This window comes from Piezobacter thermophilus, assembly GCF_055386745.1.
Genome location: NZ_AP042380.1, coordinates 2,372,675 through 2,387,580, shown reverse-complemented (window position 1 = coordinate 2,387,580; position 14,906 = coordinate 2,372,675). Strand labels below are relative to the sequence as shown.

Annotated in this window: 16 protein-coding genes; 14 read left to right on the top strand and 2 right to left on the bottom strand. The window is 68.0% G+C overall.

Annotated features, from left to right (window positions below; translation table 11 throughout):
• Positions 1-1,242 (bottom strand): cytochrome b/b6 domain-containing protein, encoded by a 1,242-nt coding sequence (locus ACZ5CM_RS11545; RefSeq protein WP_464638884.1) that lies wholly within the window; start codon positions 1,240-1,242, stop codon positions 1-3.
• Positions 1,243-1,379: 137 nt separating this feature from the next.
• Here ACZ5CM_RS11545 and fabD point away from each other — a divergent pair, with 137 nt between their 5' ends.
• The 5 genes from fabD (at position 1,380) to ACZ5CM_RS11520 (ending at position 4,859) form a co-directional block, all read left to right on the top strand.
• Complete coding sequence (gene fabD / locus ACZ5CM_RS11540) at positions 1,380-2,321, top strand: ACP S-malonyltransferase (protein ID WP_464638882.1); 942 nt, start codon at positions 1,380-1,382, stop codon at positions 2,319-2,321.
• A 91-nt stretch (positions 2,322-2,412) separates the two neighbouring features.
• The gene (fabG, locus tag ACZ5CM_RS11535) at positions 2,413-3,150 is read left to right on the top strand and encodes a 3-oxoacyl-ACP reductase FabG (protein WP_464638880.1); all 738 of its coding nucleotides are present in this window, start codon (positions 2,413-2,415) and stop codon (positions 3,148-3,150) included.
• 221 nt (positions 3,151-3,371) lie between these two features.
• Entirely contained in the window at positions 3,372-3,605 is a 234-nt protein-coding gene (locus ACZ5CM_RS11530) for an acyl carrier protein (RefSeq protein WP_036558652.1), read from the top strand.
• Positions 3,606-3,783: 178 nt separating this feature from the next.
• Positions 3,784-4,527 (top strand): 1-(5-phosphoribosyl)-5-[(5-phosphoribosylamino)methylideneamino]imidazole-4-carboxamide isomerase, encoded by a 744-nt coding sequence (locus ACZ5CM_RS11525; RefSeq protein WP_464638878.1) that lies wholly within the window; start codon positions 3,784-3,786, stop codon positions 4,525-4,527.
• Between the two features lie 71 nt (positions 4,528-4,598).
• Positions 4,599-4,859 carry a hypothetical protein gene (locus ACZ5CM_RS11520; protein ID WP_464638876.1) on the top strand — a complete coding sequence of 87 codons (261 nt, stop codon included), beginning with the start codon at positions 4,599-4,601 and terminating at the stop codon, positions 4,857-4,859.
• 22 nt (positions 4,860-4,881) lie between these two features.
• Here the strand turns inward: ACZ5CM_RS11520 and ACZ5CM_RS11515 are convergent, their stop codons facing one another.
• On the bottom strand, positions 4,882-6,087 hold the full coding sequence (locus tag ACZ5CM_RS11515; RefSeq protein ID WP_464637579.1) for an IS256 family transposase: 1,206 nt from the start codon (positions 6,085-6,087) through the stop codon (positions 4,882-4,884).
• 130 nt (positions 6,088-6,217) lie between these two features.
• On the opposite strand from ACZ5CM_RS11515, the gene ACZ5CM_RS11510 reads away from it, so the two are divergent.
• The 9 genes from ACZ5CM_RS11510 to ACZ5CM_RS11470 all read left to right on the top strand — a co-directional run bounded on the left by ACZ5CM_RS11510 (position 6,218) and on the right by ACZ5CM_RS11470 (position 14,775).
• Complete coding sequence (locus tag ACZ5CM_RS11510; protein ID WP_464638874.1) at positions 6,218-6,931, top strand: arginase family protein; 714 nt, start codon at positions 6,218-6,220, stop codon at positions 6,929-6,931.
• An 85-nt stretch (positions 6,932-7,016) separates the two neighbouring features.
• A complete protein-coding gene (fabF, locus tag ACZ5CM_RS11505) occupies positions 7,017-8,282 on the top strand; it encodes a beta-ketoacyl-ACP synthase II (RefSeq protein ID WP_464638872.1) in 1,266 nt (421 codons plus the stop codon).
• Positions 8,282-9,442, top strand: a complete 1,161-nt coding sequence (gene mltG, locus ACZ5CM_RS11500; protein WP_464638870.1) for an endolytic transglycosylase MltG — start codon at positions 8,282-8,284, stop codon at positions 9,440-9,442. Before fabF ends, mltG begins: the two co-directional genes overlap by 1 nt.
• Positions 9,443-9,800: 358 nt before the next feature.
• Positions 9,801-10,145: a hypothetical protein gene (locus ACZ5CM_RS11495; RefSeq protein ID WP_464638868.1), complete on the top strand. Its 345-nt coding sequence runs from the start codon at positions 9,801-9,803 to the stop codon at positions 10,143-10,145.
• Positions 10,054-11,424, top strand: coding sequence for a DNA-packaging protein (locus tag ACZ5CM_RS11490; protein WP_464638866.1), 1,371 nt, complete (start codon positions 10,054-10,056; stop codon positions 11,422-11,424). Before ACZ5CM_RS11495 ends, ACZ5CM_RS11490 begins: the two co-directional genes overlap by 92 nt.
• Positions 11,425-11,565: 141 nt before the next feature.
• Positions 11,566-12,753 (top strand): phage portal protein, encoded by a 1,188-nt coding sequence (locus ACZ5CM_RS11485; RefSeq protein WP_464638864.1) that lies wholly within the window; start codon positions 11,566-11,568, stop codon positions 12,751-12,753.
• Positions 12,746-12,973, top strand: a complete 228-nt coding sequence (locus tag ACZ5CM_RS11480) for a GTA head formation protein, RCAP_rcc01685 family (protein WP_464638862.1) — start codon at positions 12,746-12,748, stop codon at positions 12,971-12,973. Before ACZ5CM_RS11485 ends, ACZ5CM_RS11480 begins: the two co-directional genes overlap by 8 nt.
• Positions 12,974-13,004: 31 nt before the next feature.
• Positions 13,005-13,562 carry an HK97 family phage prohead protease gene (locus tag ACZ5CM_RS11475; protein ID WP_464638860.1) on the top strand — a complete coding sequence of 186 codons (558 nt, stop codon included), beginning with the start codon at positions 13,005-13,007 and terminating at the stop codon, positions 13,560-13,562.
• A 34-nt stretch (positions 13,563-13,596) separates the two neighbouring features.
• On the top strand, positions 13,597-14,775 hold the full coding sequence (locus ACZ5CM_RS11470) for a phage major capsid protein (protein ID WP_464638858.1): 1,179 nt from the start codon (positions 13,597-13,599) through the stop codon (positions 14,773-14,775).
• The last annotated feature ends 131 nt before the right edge of the window (positions 14,776-14,906 follow it).

The following is a 14,906-nucleotide window of genomic DNA, read 5'->3' as shown; positions in this document are numbered from 1 at the left end:
TCAGCCGCCCTGCCGGGCGGTCAGGGTGATCGTCAGGGCCATGGTCGGGGCGGGAGGCGCGGCCGCCGGCGCGGGTGCGAAGGGCGCAAGGTCCAGCCGGGTCCGGAAGGACAGGGTGCCGTCCCCCTGCACCGCGATTTCGACCGGCGCGCTGACCGGCTCGGTCCGCTCGCCCACGGACAGGGTGCCGATGGCCACATCGCCGCTGTCGCCGCGCCCGATTTCGGCCGTGAAGATGGTCGTGGGCCAGGTACTTGCGCCGAACAGGTCGCGCGGGGAGAGCGCGTCGCCGCTCCCGGCCAGGGTCGGCGAGCCGGACTCGATCACCACATCGACATAGCCGGCGGGGCCGGGAGAGGGCGGCGCGTTCCAGACAATGGCGGCGCTCCAGTCGGTGAAGGCGCCCGAGACGGTATTGCCGGCGCGGGTGACGGTCAGCGCGATCTGCCCGCCCGTCACCTGCCAGTTGTCCGCAGGCGGTGCGTCAGGGGCGGGTGAGAGTTCGGGCCCGGGCTGGGCGTTTTGCGCGGACAGGTTCGGCGGGGGCGCGAGGGATCCGGTGTTGACGGCGATGGCAAGGCCCGCCGCCCAGGCCGCCAGCGCGGCGAGGACGGGGCGGATGGTGCGGCGTTGCGGGGGTGGAACCGGGGTTGCTGCCGGCCCCGGAAGCATCCGCCGAAGCGTGGCGTCACGGTCGATCAGGGCATGTTTGAGCGCGCCTGCGACGTGCAGTGCCAGGGCGACGAAAAAGATGCGTTGAAGCACGACATGGAGCGAGCCGGCCCATGCGGCGAGGGCTTCGCTTTTCGGCACGAAGGGCAGCGACTGGCCGAAGGGCCACCAGATCGGTGCAAAGCCGGTCGCGGCTGCATGGCTGATCCAGCCCGAGAGCGGCACCAGGACCAGCGCGCCGTAGATGACCCGATGGACGGTTTCGGCCAGGAAGGCCTCGGCCCTTAGGTGCGCGTTCAGAAGGCCGGGGCGCGGCTGGATCAGCGCCCAGCCGATGCGGGCCAGCGCGAGAAGCAGCAGCGTCAAGCCCAGCGTCTTGTGCAGGCTGAACAGCAGCGCGGTGCGCTCGATATCGGCCAGCGTGGCCGGGGTGGCCGGGTCGCGCAGGTCGGCGGCAAGGCGGTTGGCATAAAGGCCCAGCGGGATCTGGGCGAAGATCAACGCCGCCATGAGCCAGTGAAAGGTCTTGGCGAGGCTGCCGTAGGATCGGGGCGTGTTGGCAAGCGGCATCGCGGTTTTCCGTCCTCGGTTCCCGCCCAGCATGTCCCTTGCCGCGGGCAGGCGCAACGCCTGCCTGCCGGGGCCGGCTTGTGCCGGGCGGCGACGCGGTCTACACCGGCGCAGACGCAGACCACTGGGAGAACCAGATGACCATTGCATTCGTATTTCCGGGGCAGGGTGCGCAGGCCGTCGGCATGGGGCGGGCGCTGGCCGAGGCCTGGCCCGAGGCCCGGGCCGTCTTCGACGAGGTGGACGAGGCGCTGGGCGAGAAGCTGAGTGACCTGATCTGGGAGGGCGATATCGAGACACTGACGCTGACGCGCAATGCACAGCCGGCGCTGATGGCGACATCGCTGGCAGCCATGCGGGCGCTCGAGGCCGAGGGCGTGCCGGTGACGCGGGCGGCTTTCGTCGCCGGGCACTCGCTGGGCGAGTATTCGGCGCTGGCGGCGGCGGGGGCGATGTCCGTTGCCGACACGGCGCGGCTGTTGCGCACGCGCGGGCAGGCCATGCAGGAGGCGGTGCCGGTGGGCGAGGGCGCCATGGCGGCGATTCTGGGCCTGGATCTGGACGCGGTGCGGGCAGTGGCGGCCGAGGCCGCGCAGGGCGAGGTCTGCGAGGCGGCCAATGACAACGATCCTGCCCAGGTGGTGGTCTCGGGTCACAGGCAGGCGGTCGAACGCGCGGTGGAGCTGGCCCGGGAAAGGGGCGCGCGGCGGGCGGTGATGCTGCCGGTGAGTGCTCCGTTCCATTGCGCGCTGATGGCGCCGGCGGCGCAGGTAATGGAAGAGGCGCTGGCCGCGGTCGCGTTCCGGGCTCCTGCGGTGCCGCTGATTGCCAATGTGCGCGCGGCCCCCGTCACCGACCCCGACGAGATCCGCGCGCTGCTGGTCGAGCAGGTGACCGGCGCGGTGCGCTGGCGCGAAAGCGTGCTGGCCATGGCCGGGGCCGGCGTCGGCGAGATCTGGGAAATCGGGGCCGGCAAGGCTTTGTCTGGGATGATCCGGCGCATCGACCGCTCGATCACCACGCGGGCGGTGGGCACGCCCGACGATGTGAAGGCGGCGGTGGCGGCGCTGACCGGGTGAGGGTTCGGGGCCGGGGTCGTCCGAAAGGCCCCCGCCGGAAGATGGCGAAAACTATTGGCTGCCGGTCTCGGCGGCAGGGAGAAAGGGAAAGATGTTCGATCTGACGGGAAAGCGGGCGCTGGTCACCGGCGCATCGGGGGGGATTGGCGGCGCCATCGCGCGGGTGCTGCACGAGGCGGGGGCAACGGTGGGCCTGTCCGGCACGCGGGTGAAGCCGCTGGAGGCGCTGGCCGCCGATCTGGGCGAGCGCGCCCATGTGCTGCCCTGCGATCTGAGCGATTCCGCCGCCGTCGATGCGCTGCCGAAACAGGCGGCCGAGGCGATGGGCGGGGTGGACATTCTGGTCAACAATGCCGGGATCACGCGGGACAATCTGTTCATGCGCATGTCCGATGAGGAATGGCAGAGCGTGATCGACGTGAACCTGACCGCCACCTTCCGGCTGTGCCGGGGGGTGCTGCGCGGGATGATGAAGGCGCGCTGGGGGCGGATCGTCAACATCTCGTCGATCGTGGGGGCCACCGGCAATCCCGGCCAGGGCAACTATGCCGCCTCGAAGGCGGGGGTGATCGGCATGTCCAAGTCCCTGGCGCAGGAGGTGGCGAGCCGCGGGATCACCGTCAATGCGGTGGCGCCGGGTTTCATCGCCACCGCCATGACCGACAAGCTGAACGACGACCAGAAGGCGCGGATCAACGCCCAGATCCCGGCCGGTCGCATGGGCGAGCCCGGGGAGGTCGCCGCCGCGGTGCTGTATCTGGCCAGTCCGGAGGCGGCCTATGTGACCGGCGCCACGCTGCATGTGAACGGCGGCATGGCGATGCTCTGAACGCCCGGCTTCGGGCGGGTGGCCAGGCGGGCGGGAAAGCGTTTGCCTCGGCCTCCGACTGTGCTATAGGCGGCGCAGAACGGATGGGCGCGGCCGGCCTTGGCCGCGCTTTGACACGCCCGGATCACCGGGACCGAACCGCCCGGAGAGGGCATAGCAAAGCCGCGCCGAAAGGGCATGGGCAGAACCGGGCCTCGGGCCCTGAAGAACGAGGAATTGACATGAGCGACATCGCTGATCGCGTGAAGAAGATTGTTGTGGAGCATCTGGGCGTCGAAGAGGACAAGGTTGTCGAGAACGCCTCGTTCATCGACGATCTGGGCGCGGACAGTCTCGATACGGTCGAGCTGGTCATGGCCTTCGAGGAAGAGTTCGGCATCGAGATCCCGGACGACGCGGCCGAAACCATCCAGACCTTCGGCGACGCGGTGAAATTCATTTCCGAAGCGTCGTAGGCGCATCGAACCGACTTCGTGCAGGGGCGTCCGTTCGGGCGCCCTTTTTCGTTTCTTTTCAGCCCGCTGCCGGAGCGCCCCGTGATGCGTGGCCGGGCTGCACGAATTGATGCCCAGAAATCGCATCTTTTGCGTTATGATGGAGTGACCGGTGACCATCACAAGGGGGGGAGCGGTCATGATCATCTATCCCGCCATCGAACTGCTTGGCGGCCGTTGCGTTTCGCTCGAAAAGGGGCGGATCGAGCGGCCGATGATCTGGCATGTGGATCCGGTCGAGAAGGCGCGCAGCTTTGCCGAGGCCGGGGCCGAGTGGATGCACCTGACCGATTTCGATGCGGTCGAGGGCAAGACGGTCAACGACGAACTGGTGGGCGAGATCATCCGTGCGGCCGGCATTCCGGTGCAGCTTTCGGGGGGGATGCGCAGCCGCGACCGGATCGAACAGTGGATCGACCGGGGGGTGGGGCGAATCGTCGTCGGCACGCTGGCCGCGCGCGAGCCGCACCTGGTGCGCGAACTGGCCGAGCATCATCCCGATCAGATCGTTCTGGCCGTTGATGTCTGGCGCGGGCAGGTCATGACCGAAGGCTGGCGCGAAGCCGGCGCGTTCGCGCCCGGGGATTACATCACGGCCTTCGGTGACACGCCGTTCGCGGCCATCGTGGTGACCGATATCGACAGCGACCTGGACGAGGTCGATGCCTCTCTGGGGCTGATTTCGGGGCTTGCCGAACGGGCCCGGGCGCCGGTGATTGCCAGGGGTATCGTGCGCACCATCGACGATGTTGCGCGGCTGAAATACGTTCCCAACATCGCCGGGGCGGTTGTCGGGCGGGTGCTGTTTCGTCGGACGCTGGATCTGCGCGAGGTGCTGGAGGCGGCCCGACCGGCGACCGAACCGGTGGCCGAGTTCCTCTGAACCCTGCCGTCGGGCTCTTGCGCTGCGCGGGAGCGCGCGCCACTCTGGGGGCAAGCGGGGGAGGGCGGCACATGGTGGATCTGAAGGACATGTTCGGCGGCGGGGACGAGAGGGGAACCTTTCTGGGCCTGCCGGCAGCCGGCGGCTGGGACGCGCTTGCGGCCGATATCGTGATCTTCGGGGCCGACTGCGCGACGCCTTATGCTTCGGTCGGCGCCTATTGCGCGGGCGGACCGGTGGCGATACGGGCGGGGATGGCGGCCTATGCCGGCGATACCGGGCGGGTAAATTTCGATCTCGGCGGGCCGGTCACGTCCGTCAAGGTGGTGTAATTTGGGTGGCCTCGTGTCATGATCATGCGGCCTGAGTTGTTATGCTGAGAATGGGGTCGGTCTCCTCGTTGTCGATCTGGGCGAAGGCCTCGACCTGCATGTAGCGGCTTGCGGTCTGCCATTCGTCGTTCTGCTCGAACAGGACGGCGCCGATGAGGCGGGTGATGGAGGCCTCGTTGGGGAAGATCCCGACGACGTCGGCCCTGCGCTTCACCTCCTTGTTCAAACGTTCAATCGGGTTGGTGCTGTGCAGTTTCTTGCGGTGCTGGCGGGGGAAGGCCATGTAGGCCAGCACGTCGTGCTCGCTCTCGTCCATCAGCTCGGCCAGTTTGGGCCAGCGAGAGCGTAGCTGGTCGGCGACGCGGCGCCATGTCTCGCCGGCCTGCTTTCGGTCGGGTTGATCGAAGGCCTGGCGGATGGCGGCGGCGACGACGGTGTGCTGGCCGCGCGAGACGTGGGCCAGGGCGTTGCGCATCCAGTGGACGCGGCAGCGTTGCCAGGTAGCGTCGAAGACCCGCCCGATGGCCGCGCGCAGGCCGCTGTGGGCATCCGAGATGACCAGCTTGCTCCCGTCAAGCCCCCGGGCCTTGAGGCCGCGGAGAAAATCCATCCAGAAGGTTTCTGCCTCCGACGGTCCCAGCCCCAGGCCAATGATTTCACGGCGTCCGTCCGTGTTCGCGGCGACGGCGATTATGGCCGCTACAGAGACAATGCGCCCGCCTTGGCGCACCTTGAGATAGGTGGCATCCAGCCAGACATAGGGCCATTCACCGGTAAGCGGCCGGTTCAGGAATTCGTTGACCCGTTCGTCAATGTCCTTGCACAGCTTCGACACCGTGCTTTTGGAGATGCCGTGCAGGCCCATCGCCTGTGCCAGTTCGTCCACGCGGCGGGTCGAGACGCCACCGATCCATGCCTCCTGGATCACTGCGACCAACGCCTTCTCGGATGTCTTGCGCGGCTCCAGAAAGCCCGGGAAGTAGCTGCCCTGCCGCAGCTTGGGCACCTTGAGGTTCAGCCGGCCCAAACGGGTATCGAGAGCGCGCTCTCGATACCCGTTGCGCCACGTCGTGCGTTCACTGTTGCGCTCATGCTTGCCGGCGCCGATCAGGCCCTCGACATCGGCCTCCATCAGAAGCTGCAGCACGGCCTCAGCAACGGCGCGAAGAAAATCGCCACCGTCCTGCTTGGCCAAAAGTTCGGAAAGGTCCATATTCGTCTTGGTCATCGGGGTCTCCGTGTGGTTCGTGGTTGAAGCTCTGAAACTCCACCGCAACCATACACCTCGATGGCCACCCTGGTTACACCGTCGAAGGTGCAGAAATTACACCACGTGCGCGAACACTAACGGCGGGCCGGTGCTGCCCGAAGGCGTGCGGGCGGTGGATGCCGGAGACCTGCCGACGGATCCGGCGGATGCGCTCGGCAATCGCGCGCGAATCGAGCGGGCCACCCGCGCGGTTCTCGAGGCCGGCGCGGTGCCGGTTCTGCTGGGCGGCGACGACTCTGTGCCGATTCCGTTTCTTGCCGCATTCGACGGGCAGGGGCCGGTGACGATCGTTCAGATCGACGCCCATATCGATTGGCGCGACGAGGTACAGGGCGAACGGCTGGGGCTGAGTTCGACCATGCGCCGGGCAAGCGAAATGGGCCATGTGGAACGTATCGTTCAGGTTGGTGCGCGGGGCATCGGGTCGGCCGGGATGGAGGCGCTGGCTGCCGCGCGCGGATGGGGGGCGCATCTGGTCTGCGCGCATGAACTGGACGGTGGCGGTATTGCCCGCGCGATCGAACTGGTGCCAGAAGGCGCGCGGGTGGTGATCTGTTTCGACTGCGACGGGCTGGACCCGTCGATCATGCCTGCGGTCATCGCGCCCACCGCCGGCGGGCTGAGCTATCGCGAGGCGCTGGCGCTGATCCGGGGCGTGGCGGGGCGGGCGCGGATTGCCGGGTTCGACCTGGTGGAGTTCGTGCCCGAACGCGACCGGACCGGCGACGGTGCGCGAACGGCGGGGCAGCTGCTGGCATCCGTGGTGGGGATCATCGGCCGGCAGGTGGCGGATTGCCGCTAGGAAGGGCGGACGTCCGAAACTCTTGCTCCTCTGCCCCGTGGCAGGGTAAGAGCGGGCGGAGTTTTCAGGGGCAAGAGGGCACCACATGCGCAGAGTAGTCGTAACCGGGCTGGGAATGGTCACGCCGCTGGCCTGCGGGGTCGAGGAAACCTGGTCGCGGATTCTGGCCGGAAAGTCCGGCGCCGGGCCGATCACGCGGTTCGATGCGGTGGCAAGCGGCCTGGCCACTACCTATGCCTGTGAGGTGCCCACGGGCGACGGCAGCGACGGCACGTTCAATGCCGATGACTGGCTTGCCGCCAAGGAGCGGCGCAAGATCGACGATTTCATCCTGTTCGGCATTGCCGCGGCCGAAATGGCCGTGCGCGATTCGGGCTGGATGCCCGAAGACGAGGAAAGCCGCCTGCGCACCGGGGTAATGATCGGGTCCGGGATCGGCGGGCTGAGTTCGATCGCCGACACTGCGGTGATGCTGAAGGAGCGGGGGCCGCGGCGGGTGTCGCCATTCTTCATTCCGGGGGCGCTGATCAACCTGATTTCGGGTCAGGTGAGCATCCGCCACGGCTTCAAGGGGCCGAACCACGCGGTTGTGACCGCCTGTTCCACCGGCGCTCATGCCATTGGCGATGCCAGCCGGCTGATTCAGCATGGCGATGCCGAGGTGATGATTGCCGGGGGCGCCGAGGCGGCGATCTGCGAGATCGGCATTGCGGGTTTCAACGCCTGCAAGGCGCTGAGCACGAAATTCGCCGACAATCCGCAGGCAGCCAGCCGCCCCTATGACCGCGACCGCGACGGTTTCGTGATGGGCGAGGGCGCCGGGGTCGTGGTGCTGGAGGAATACGAACATGCCCGCGCGCGCGGCGCGAAGATCTATGCCGAGGTTCTGGGCTATGGTCTGTCGGGGGATGCCTATCATATCACCGCGCCGGCCGAGGATGGCGAGGGTGCCGAGCGGGCGATGCGCGCGGCGGTGGCCGATGCCGGGATCGAGCCCGGCGATATCGACTACATCAACGCGCATGGCACCTCGACCATGGCCGACACGATCGAGCTGGCGGCGGTGGAGCGGGTTCTGGGCAATGCCGCGGGCAAGGCCACCATGTCCTCGACCAAGTCGGCCACGGGGCATCTTCTGGGCGCGGCCGGGGCGATCGAGGCGATCTTCGCGATTCTCGCCATTCGCGACCAGGTGGCGCCGCCGACCATCAACCTTGACAACCCGGCGGTCGAGACGCCGCTGGATCTGGCGCCCAATGGCAAGCGCGAGCGCGAGATCAACGTGGCGCTGTCGAACTCCTTCGGGTTCGGCGGCACCAATGCGAGCGTGATCTTCGGGAAAGCCGCCTGATGTGGCGTGCGATTGCGTCGAACGTGCTGACCATTCTGGCCGTAGGGCTGTTCCTGCTGGCCGGGCTGATCATGTGGGGCAAGGCGCAGTACACCGCGCGGGGGCCGCTTGAAACAGCGATCTGCGTGAAGGTGGACCGCGGGTCGAACCTGCGCAAGGTGAGCCGGCAGCTCGAGGCGCAGGGGGCGATCAGCAATGGCACGATCTTTCGGATCGGGGCCGACTATACCGGCAAGGCCGACGATCTGAAGGCGGGCAATTTCCTGATCGACGAGGGGGCCTCGATGGCCGAGATCGTTGATGTCATCACCCGCGGCGGGGCCAGTACCTGCGGGACCGAGATCGTCTACCGGATCGGTGTGCGGCAGTCGCGGGTTCAGGTGCGTGCGCTTGACCCCGCGACGCAGAAATACGTGGAAGAAGCGGCTTTCGTGCCGGGCCAGGGGGAAGCGCCTGCCGCGTACGAGAGCAGGCGGGCCGAGCCGGACACGCGCTATCGCGTTCTGGTGGCCGAAGGGGTGACCAGCTGGCAGGTGGTCGATGCACTCAAGGCGTTTGATGTGCTTGGCGGCGAAGTTTCCGAGGTACCGGCCGAAGGGATGCTTGCGCCTGACAGCTACGAGGTGACGCCGGGCACGCCGCGCGCGGTGTTGCTTGCGCGGATGGAGGAGAAGCAGCGTGCGCGGCTGGCGGCGGCGTGGGAGGGACGGCAGGAGGGATTGCCTTTGAAGAGCCCGGAGGAGCTGCTGATCCTGGCCTCGATCATCGAAAAGGAAACCGGGGTGCCCGAAGAGCGCGAACAGGTGGCCAGCGTGTTCGTCAACCGGCTGAAGAAGGGCATGAAGCTGCAGACCGATCCGACGGTGATCTACGGCATCACCAGGGGGCGGGGCGTTCTGGATCGAGGTCTGCGGCAGAGCGAGTTGCGCAAGGCGACGCCCTGGAACACCTATGTGATCGGGGGGCTGCCGCCGACGCCGATCGCCAATCCCGGCGAGGCGAGCCTGCAAGCGGCCGCGCATCCGGCCGATACCGACTATGTCTATTTTGTCGCCGATGGCAGCGGGGGGCATGCCTTTGCCTCGACGCTGGCCGAGCACAATCGCAATGTCAGGAAGTGGCGCAAGATCGAGGCCGAGCGGGAGACGTCGGGCAACTGATGCCCGGCGGGCAGAGCTCGTGGGGCCGGGCAGGCGGGCGGACGGGGGGATCACGGCCTGTGCCCCGGCATGGCGAAACTGCGCAGAGACGGGACCGCATGTTGTGGGTAAGGGATGGGCTAAAGCCCGTCCTTCGGGCAAGGCGGGGATTCCGTGCATGGCGCAGATCTCCAAATAACCTAACAAAATCATAATGTTGCGTACGCAGGTCGCGGCAGCCATCTTGACTCGCGGGCGATGTTCCCGTATAAGTTGTGTCATGCTGGAAGGGGCGGACAGGCGGTGACGGGGCGGTCCCCCGTGCGCTGCGGGAAGCTTCTCTCGTGCGGAGATCACTCACGCATGAGGTCGGGACTGCATGACTTTGATTACCCCGGAGGACCGGGTTTCCCGGACGGCCGATCTGCTTCGGTCGCTGGAGGATTCGATTCGCGAGCTGCGGCAGATGGCCGAAGAGCTGAAGCGGCAGATCGAGGCAGGGGAAAGTGCGGACCTTGCGGATGGAGGCCGGCAGGTGGAGCAGGCGGTACGCCTGATCCGGTCCTGCCAGAAGGTGGAGGAGTGTTTTGTCGAACAGCGCGAAAGACAGGCGGGAATCGTGCGGGGGGGCTATGCGCTCGACCTGCACAAGGCTCGACTTGAAATCGGGTGCCGGCTGGCTCGCCTCCGCGCCTGCCGCGATTCGCGAGGCGTTCCTGAGTGAGATCGGGGAGGGGGGGCTAATGGCCCTCCCTTTCCTTTTCGAATTCTGGGCCCTGCCGCATCAGCTGCCGCCCGAGGGGGCGTGGCGGACATGGGTGATCCTGGGCGGGCGCGGGGCCGGCAAGACGCGGGCCGGGGCGGAATGGGTGCGGGCGCAGGTCGAGGGCGCGCGGCCGCTGGATCCGGGGCGGTGCCGGCGGGTGGCGCTGGTGGGCGAGACCTATGACCAGGTGCGCGACGTGATGGTGTTCGGCGACAGCGGCATCCTGGCCTGTTCGCCGCCCGACCGACGGCCGGTCTGGAGAGCGGGCGAGCGGCGGCTGGTTTGGCCCAACGGGGCCGAGGCGCGCGCCTTTTCGGCCCATGATGCCGAGGCGCTGCGCGGGCCGCAGTTCGATGCCGCCTGGGCGGACGAGCTGGCCAAGTGGAAACGGGCGGGAGAGGCCTGGGACATGCTCCAGTTCGCCTTGCGGCTGGGCGAGGATCCGCGGGTCTGCGTGACCACCACGCCGCGCAGCTCGCAGTTGTTGCGCGACATTCTGGCGGCGGGTTCGACGGTGATGACCCATGCCCCGACCGAGGCCAACCGGGCCAACTTGGCGGCGTCGTTTCTTGAGGAAGTGCGGGCGCGCTATGCCGGCACGCGGCTGGGGCGGCAGGAGCTGGACGGGGTGCTTCTGGAGGATGTGGAGGGGGCGTTGTGGAGCAGCGCCATGCTGGAGGCGGCGCGTGCCGAGGCCGCCCCCGATCTGGACCGGGTGGTGGTGGCGCTGGATCCGGCGGTGAGCGCGGGTGCCGATTCGGATGCCTGCGGCATCGTGGTGGCGGGTGCGCGGCTGCAGGGGCCTCCGCAGGACTGGCGCGCCTGGGTTCTGGCCGATCGCACGGTTCGGGGTGTCGGGCCGCTGGGTTGGGCACGGGCGGCGGTGGCGGCAATGGAGGCATTCGGTGCCGACCGGCTGGTGGCCGAGGTGAACCAAGGGGGGCAGCTGGTCGAGGAGGTCTTGCGCCAGGTCGATCCGATGGTGCCGTTCCGGGCGGTGCGGGCCTCGCGCGGGAAGGTGGCCCGGGCCGAGCCGGTGGCGGCGCTCTATGAGCAGGGTCGGGTGAAGCATCTGCGCGGTCTGGCCGAGTTGGAGGAGCAGATGTGCCAGATGACGGCGCGGGGGTTCGAGGGGCGGGGCTCTCCTGACCGGGTGGATGCACTGGTCTGGGCCCTGCACGAATTGATGATTGCTCCGGCTGCGGCGTGGCGGCGGCCGCGGGTGCGGCTGCTGTGAGCGGCGCGGGGCGGGTCGCGGGGGTGTTGCGCGGCCGGCGCGCGGTGGTTTTGCCGGCCGTTGGTGAATTTGCGCGATAACCGCCGCATCGGGCCGGCGGGGCGCGGGCCGGAACGGCGTTAGGCAGACGGGAGAACGGGCATGGTATTCGATTTCTTGCGGCGCGGGGGCAGGCAGGCGTCCCCCGAGGCCAAGGCGAGCGCGGTCGGTCCAGTGGTGGCCTGGCATGGCCCCGGTCGCGTGGCCTGGAGTCCGCGGGACACGGTGTCTCTGACCCGCAGCGGTTTTGCCGGGAACCCGGTGGGGTTTCGTTGTGTCAAGCTGATCGCCGAGGCAGCGGCGGCGCTGCCGCTGGTGCTGCAGGATCGCGCGCGCCGTTACGAGGCGCATCCGGTTCTGTCTTTGGTGGCGCGGCCCAATCCGGCGCAGGGCCGGGCCGAGTTCCTGGAGGCGCTGTTCGGGCAGCTGCTGCTGTCGGGGGACGGCTATGTCGAGGCGGTGGGCGGCGCCGAAGGGGTGCCTCTGGAGCTGCATGTGCTGCGCTCGGACCGGATGCGGGTGGTGCCCGGTGCCGACGGCTGGCCGGTTGCGTATGAGTATGCCGTGGGGGCGCGCAAGCACCGTTTCGACGTGACCGGGGAGATCTCTCCGATCTGTCACATTCGCAGCTTTCATCCGCAGGACGATCATTACGGCTTTTCGCCCATGCAGGCGGCAGCGATGGCGGTGGACGTGCACAATGCGGCCTCGCGCTGGTCCAAGGCGCTTCTGGACAATGCGGCGCGGCCCAGCGGGGCGCTGGTCTGGAAGGGGGCCGACGGGCAGGGCGTGATGTCGGAAGAGCAGTTCCGGCGGCTGTCCGACGAGATCGAGGCCAATTTCCAGGGCGCGCGCAATGCCGGGCGGCCGATGGTTCTGGAGGGCGGCCTGGACTGGAAGCCGATGGGCTTTTCGCCATCCGACATGGAGTTCCAGAAGACCAAGGAGGCGGCGGCGCGCGAGATCGCACTGGCCTTCGGGGTGCCGCCGATGCTGCTGGGGATACCGGGGGATGCGACCTATGCCAATTACCAGGAGGCGCATCGGGCCTTCTATCGGCTGACGGTCCTGCCGCTGGTCTCGCGGGTGGCGGCGGCGCTGGCGCACTGGTTGTCGGGGTTTGCGGGTGAGGCGCTGGAGTTGCGGCCCGATCTGGATCAGGTGCCCGCGCTTGCGGCCGAGCGCGACGCGCAATGGGCCCGTGTGGCGGTGGCAGATTTCCTGACCGAAGCCGAGAAGCGGCGGTTGCTGGGGTTGCCGGCGCAGCCGGAAGGGGGGGCGAATGGCTGAGGAGCGGCGGATATCCGAGCCGTTCGAATGTGCTCCGGGGTTGCGGCTGGCGGCGCATGAGCGGGTGAGCGCCATTCATCACGAGCATCTGAACATGCGGCTGGATCGTCTGGAGGAGATGATGGAGCGGCTGGAGCGGCGGCTGTGGCTGGCGGTCTATGGCGTGGCGGGGGTGATCCTGGCGCAGGCGTTCCAGTCCTTCCTGGCGGCGGCGCGCTAGGGTTTCGGGCAAGGGTTTCAAGGAGATGGCAATGGATTTCGAGGTGGGGCTCGAACACAAGTTCGCGCGTTTCGGCGAGGCGCTGCGGGTCGAGGACGGCGCCGTGATTGCCGGCTATGCCAGCCTGTTCGGCGAGGTGGATCAGGGGGGCGACGTGGTGGCGCGGGGGGCTTACGGGGCTTCGGTGGCGGCGCTGGCGGCCGAGGGGCGGCGGGTGAAGATGCTGTGGCAGCATGATCCGGCGCAGCCGATCGGGGTCTGGGACGAGGTGCGCGAGGACGAGCGCGGGTTGTGGGTCAGGGGGCGGGTGCTGGACGTGACCCAGCGCGGCCGCGAGGCGGCGGCCCTGATTGCGGCGGGGGCCATCGACGGGCTGTCAATCGGGTATCGGACCAGGCGGGCCTCGAAGGATGGTCGGGGGCATCGGGTTCTGGATGAGCTGGAGCTTTGGGAGGTATCCCTGGTGACCTTTCCGATGCTGCCCGGGGCACGGGTGGCGGGCAAGGGCGACGCGCCCGGTGCGGTGGCTGCCCTGCGTGGATTGGCGGCGGTCTTCGAGGCCGCGCGGCAGGACCTGGCGCGGGACTGAGCGCGCCGGGAAAATTCGGGAAAAGGGAGTGCGGATGAGCAAGACCGAAGTGCCGGCCTTGGCCGGGGAAGATGTGCCTGCGGTTCGGGAAGTGAAACAGGCGGTTGCCGGTTTCATCAGCGAATTCAAGGGATTTCGCGACGAAATTCAAGATCGACTTCAACAGACGGAAGAGCGAGTGACCATGCTGGATCGGAAAACACAACTGGCGGCCAGGCCGCGTCTTGCGGCGGCTGTCGAGGAGGGTGCGCCGCACAGGAAGGCCTTTGATGCCTATCTGCGCAACGGCGATGATGCCGGTTTGCGGGGGCTGGAGTTGGAAGGCAAGGCCATGTCCAGTGCGGTCAATGTCGATGGCGGCTATCTGGTTGATCCGCAGACGGCCGAGACCATCCGCTCGGTGCTGCAATCGACGGCCTCGATCCGTTCCATCGCGTCGGTGGTGAATGTGGAGGCGACGTCATATGATGTGCTGGTGGATCATGCCGATGTCGGGGCCGGATGGGCCTCGGAGACGGCGGCAACGGTGGAGACGGCGACTCCGCAGATCGACCGCATCACCATTCCGCTGCACGAGCTGAGCGCCCTGCCCAAGGCCAGTCAGCGGCTTCTGGACGACAGCGCCTTCGACATCGAGGGCTGGCTGGCGGCGCGGATTGCCGACAAGTTCGCCCGCGCCGAGGCGGCGGCCTTCGTCAATGGCGACGGCATCGACAAGCCGACCGGGTTCCTGTCGCATCCGAAGGTGGACAATGGGGTCTGGGCCTGGGGCAATATCGGCTATGTGCCCACCGGCATTGACGGCGGTGTCGGCGCCGACAGCATTGTCGATCTGGTCTATGCGCTGGGGGCCGAATACCGGGCCAATGCCAGCTTCGTGATGAATTCGAAGACTGCGGGCGTGCTGCGCAAGCTCAAGGATGCCGATGGGCGCTTCATGTGGTCGGACGGGCTGGCCGCTGCCGAGCCGGCCCGTCTGATGGGCTATCCGGTGCTGATCGTTGAGGACATGCCTGATCCCGCGACCGACGCCTTTGCCGTGGCCTTCGGCGATTTCGCCGCCGGCTATACCATCGCCGAGCGTCCCGATCTGCGGGTTCTGCGCGATCCCTTCAGCGCCAAGCCGCATGTGCTGTTCTACGCCACCAAGCGCGTGGGTGGTGACGTGAGCGATTTTGCCGCGATCAAGCTGCTGAAATTCGGCCTGGCGTAAGCGGGCCGGGTGACGGGGCCGCACGGCGGCCCCGTCGCGGGCGCGTGCCGGGCAAGACCCCTCACGTTGTCTGGCTGTCCCCTCCGTTCGAGCAGCGTGGGGCGGCGCGCGTCCGTGCAAACGGTTGAACG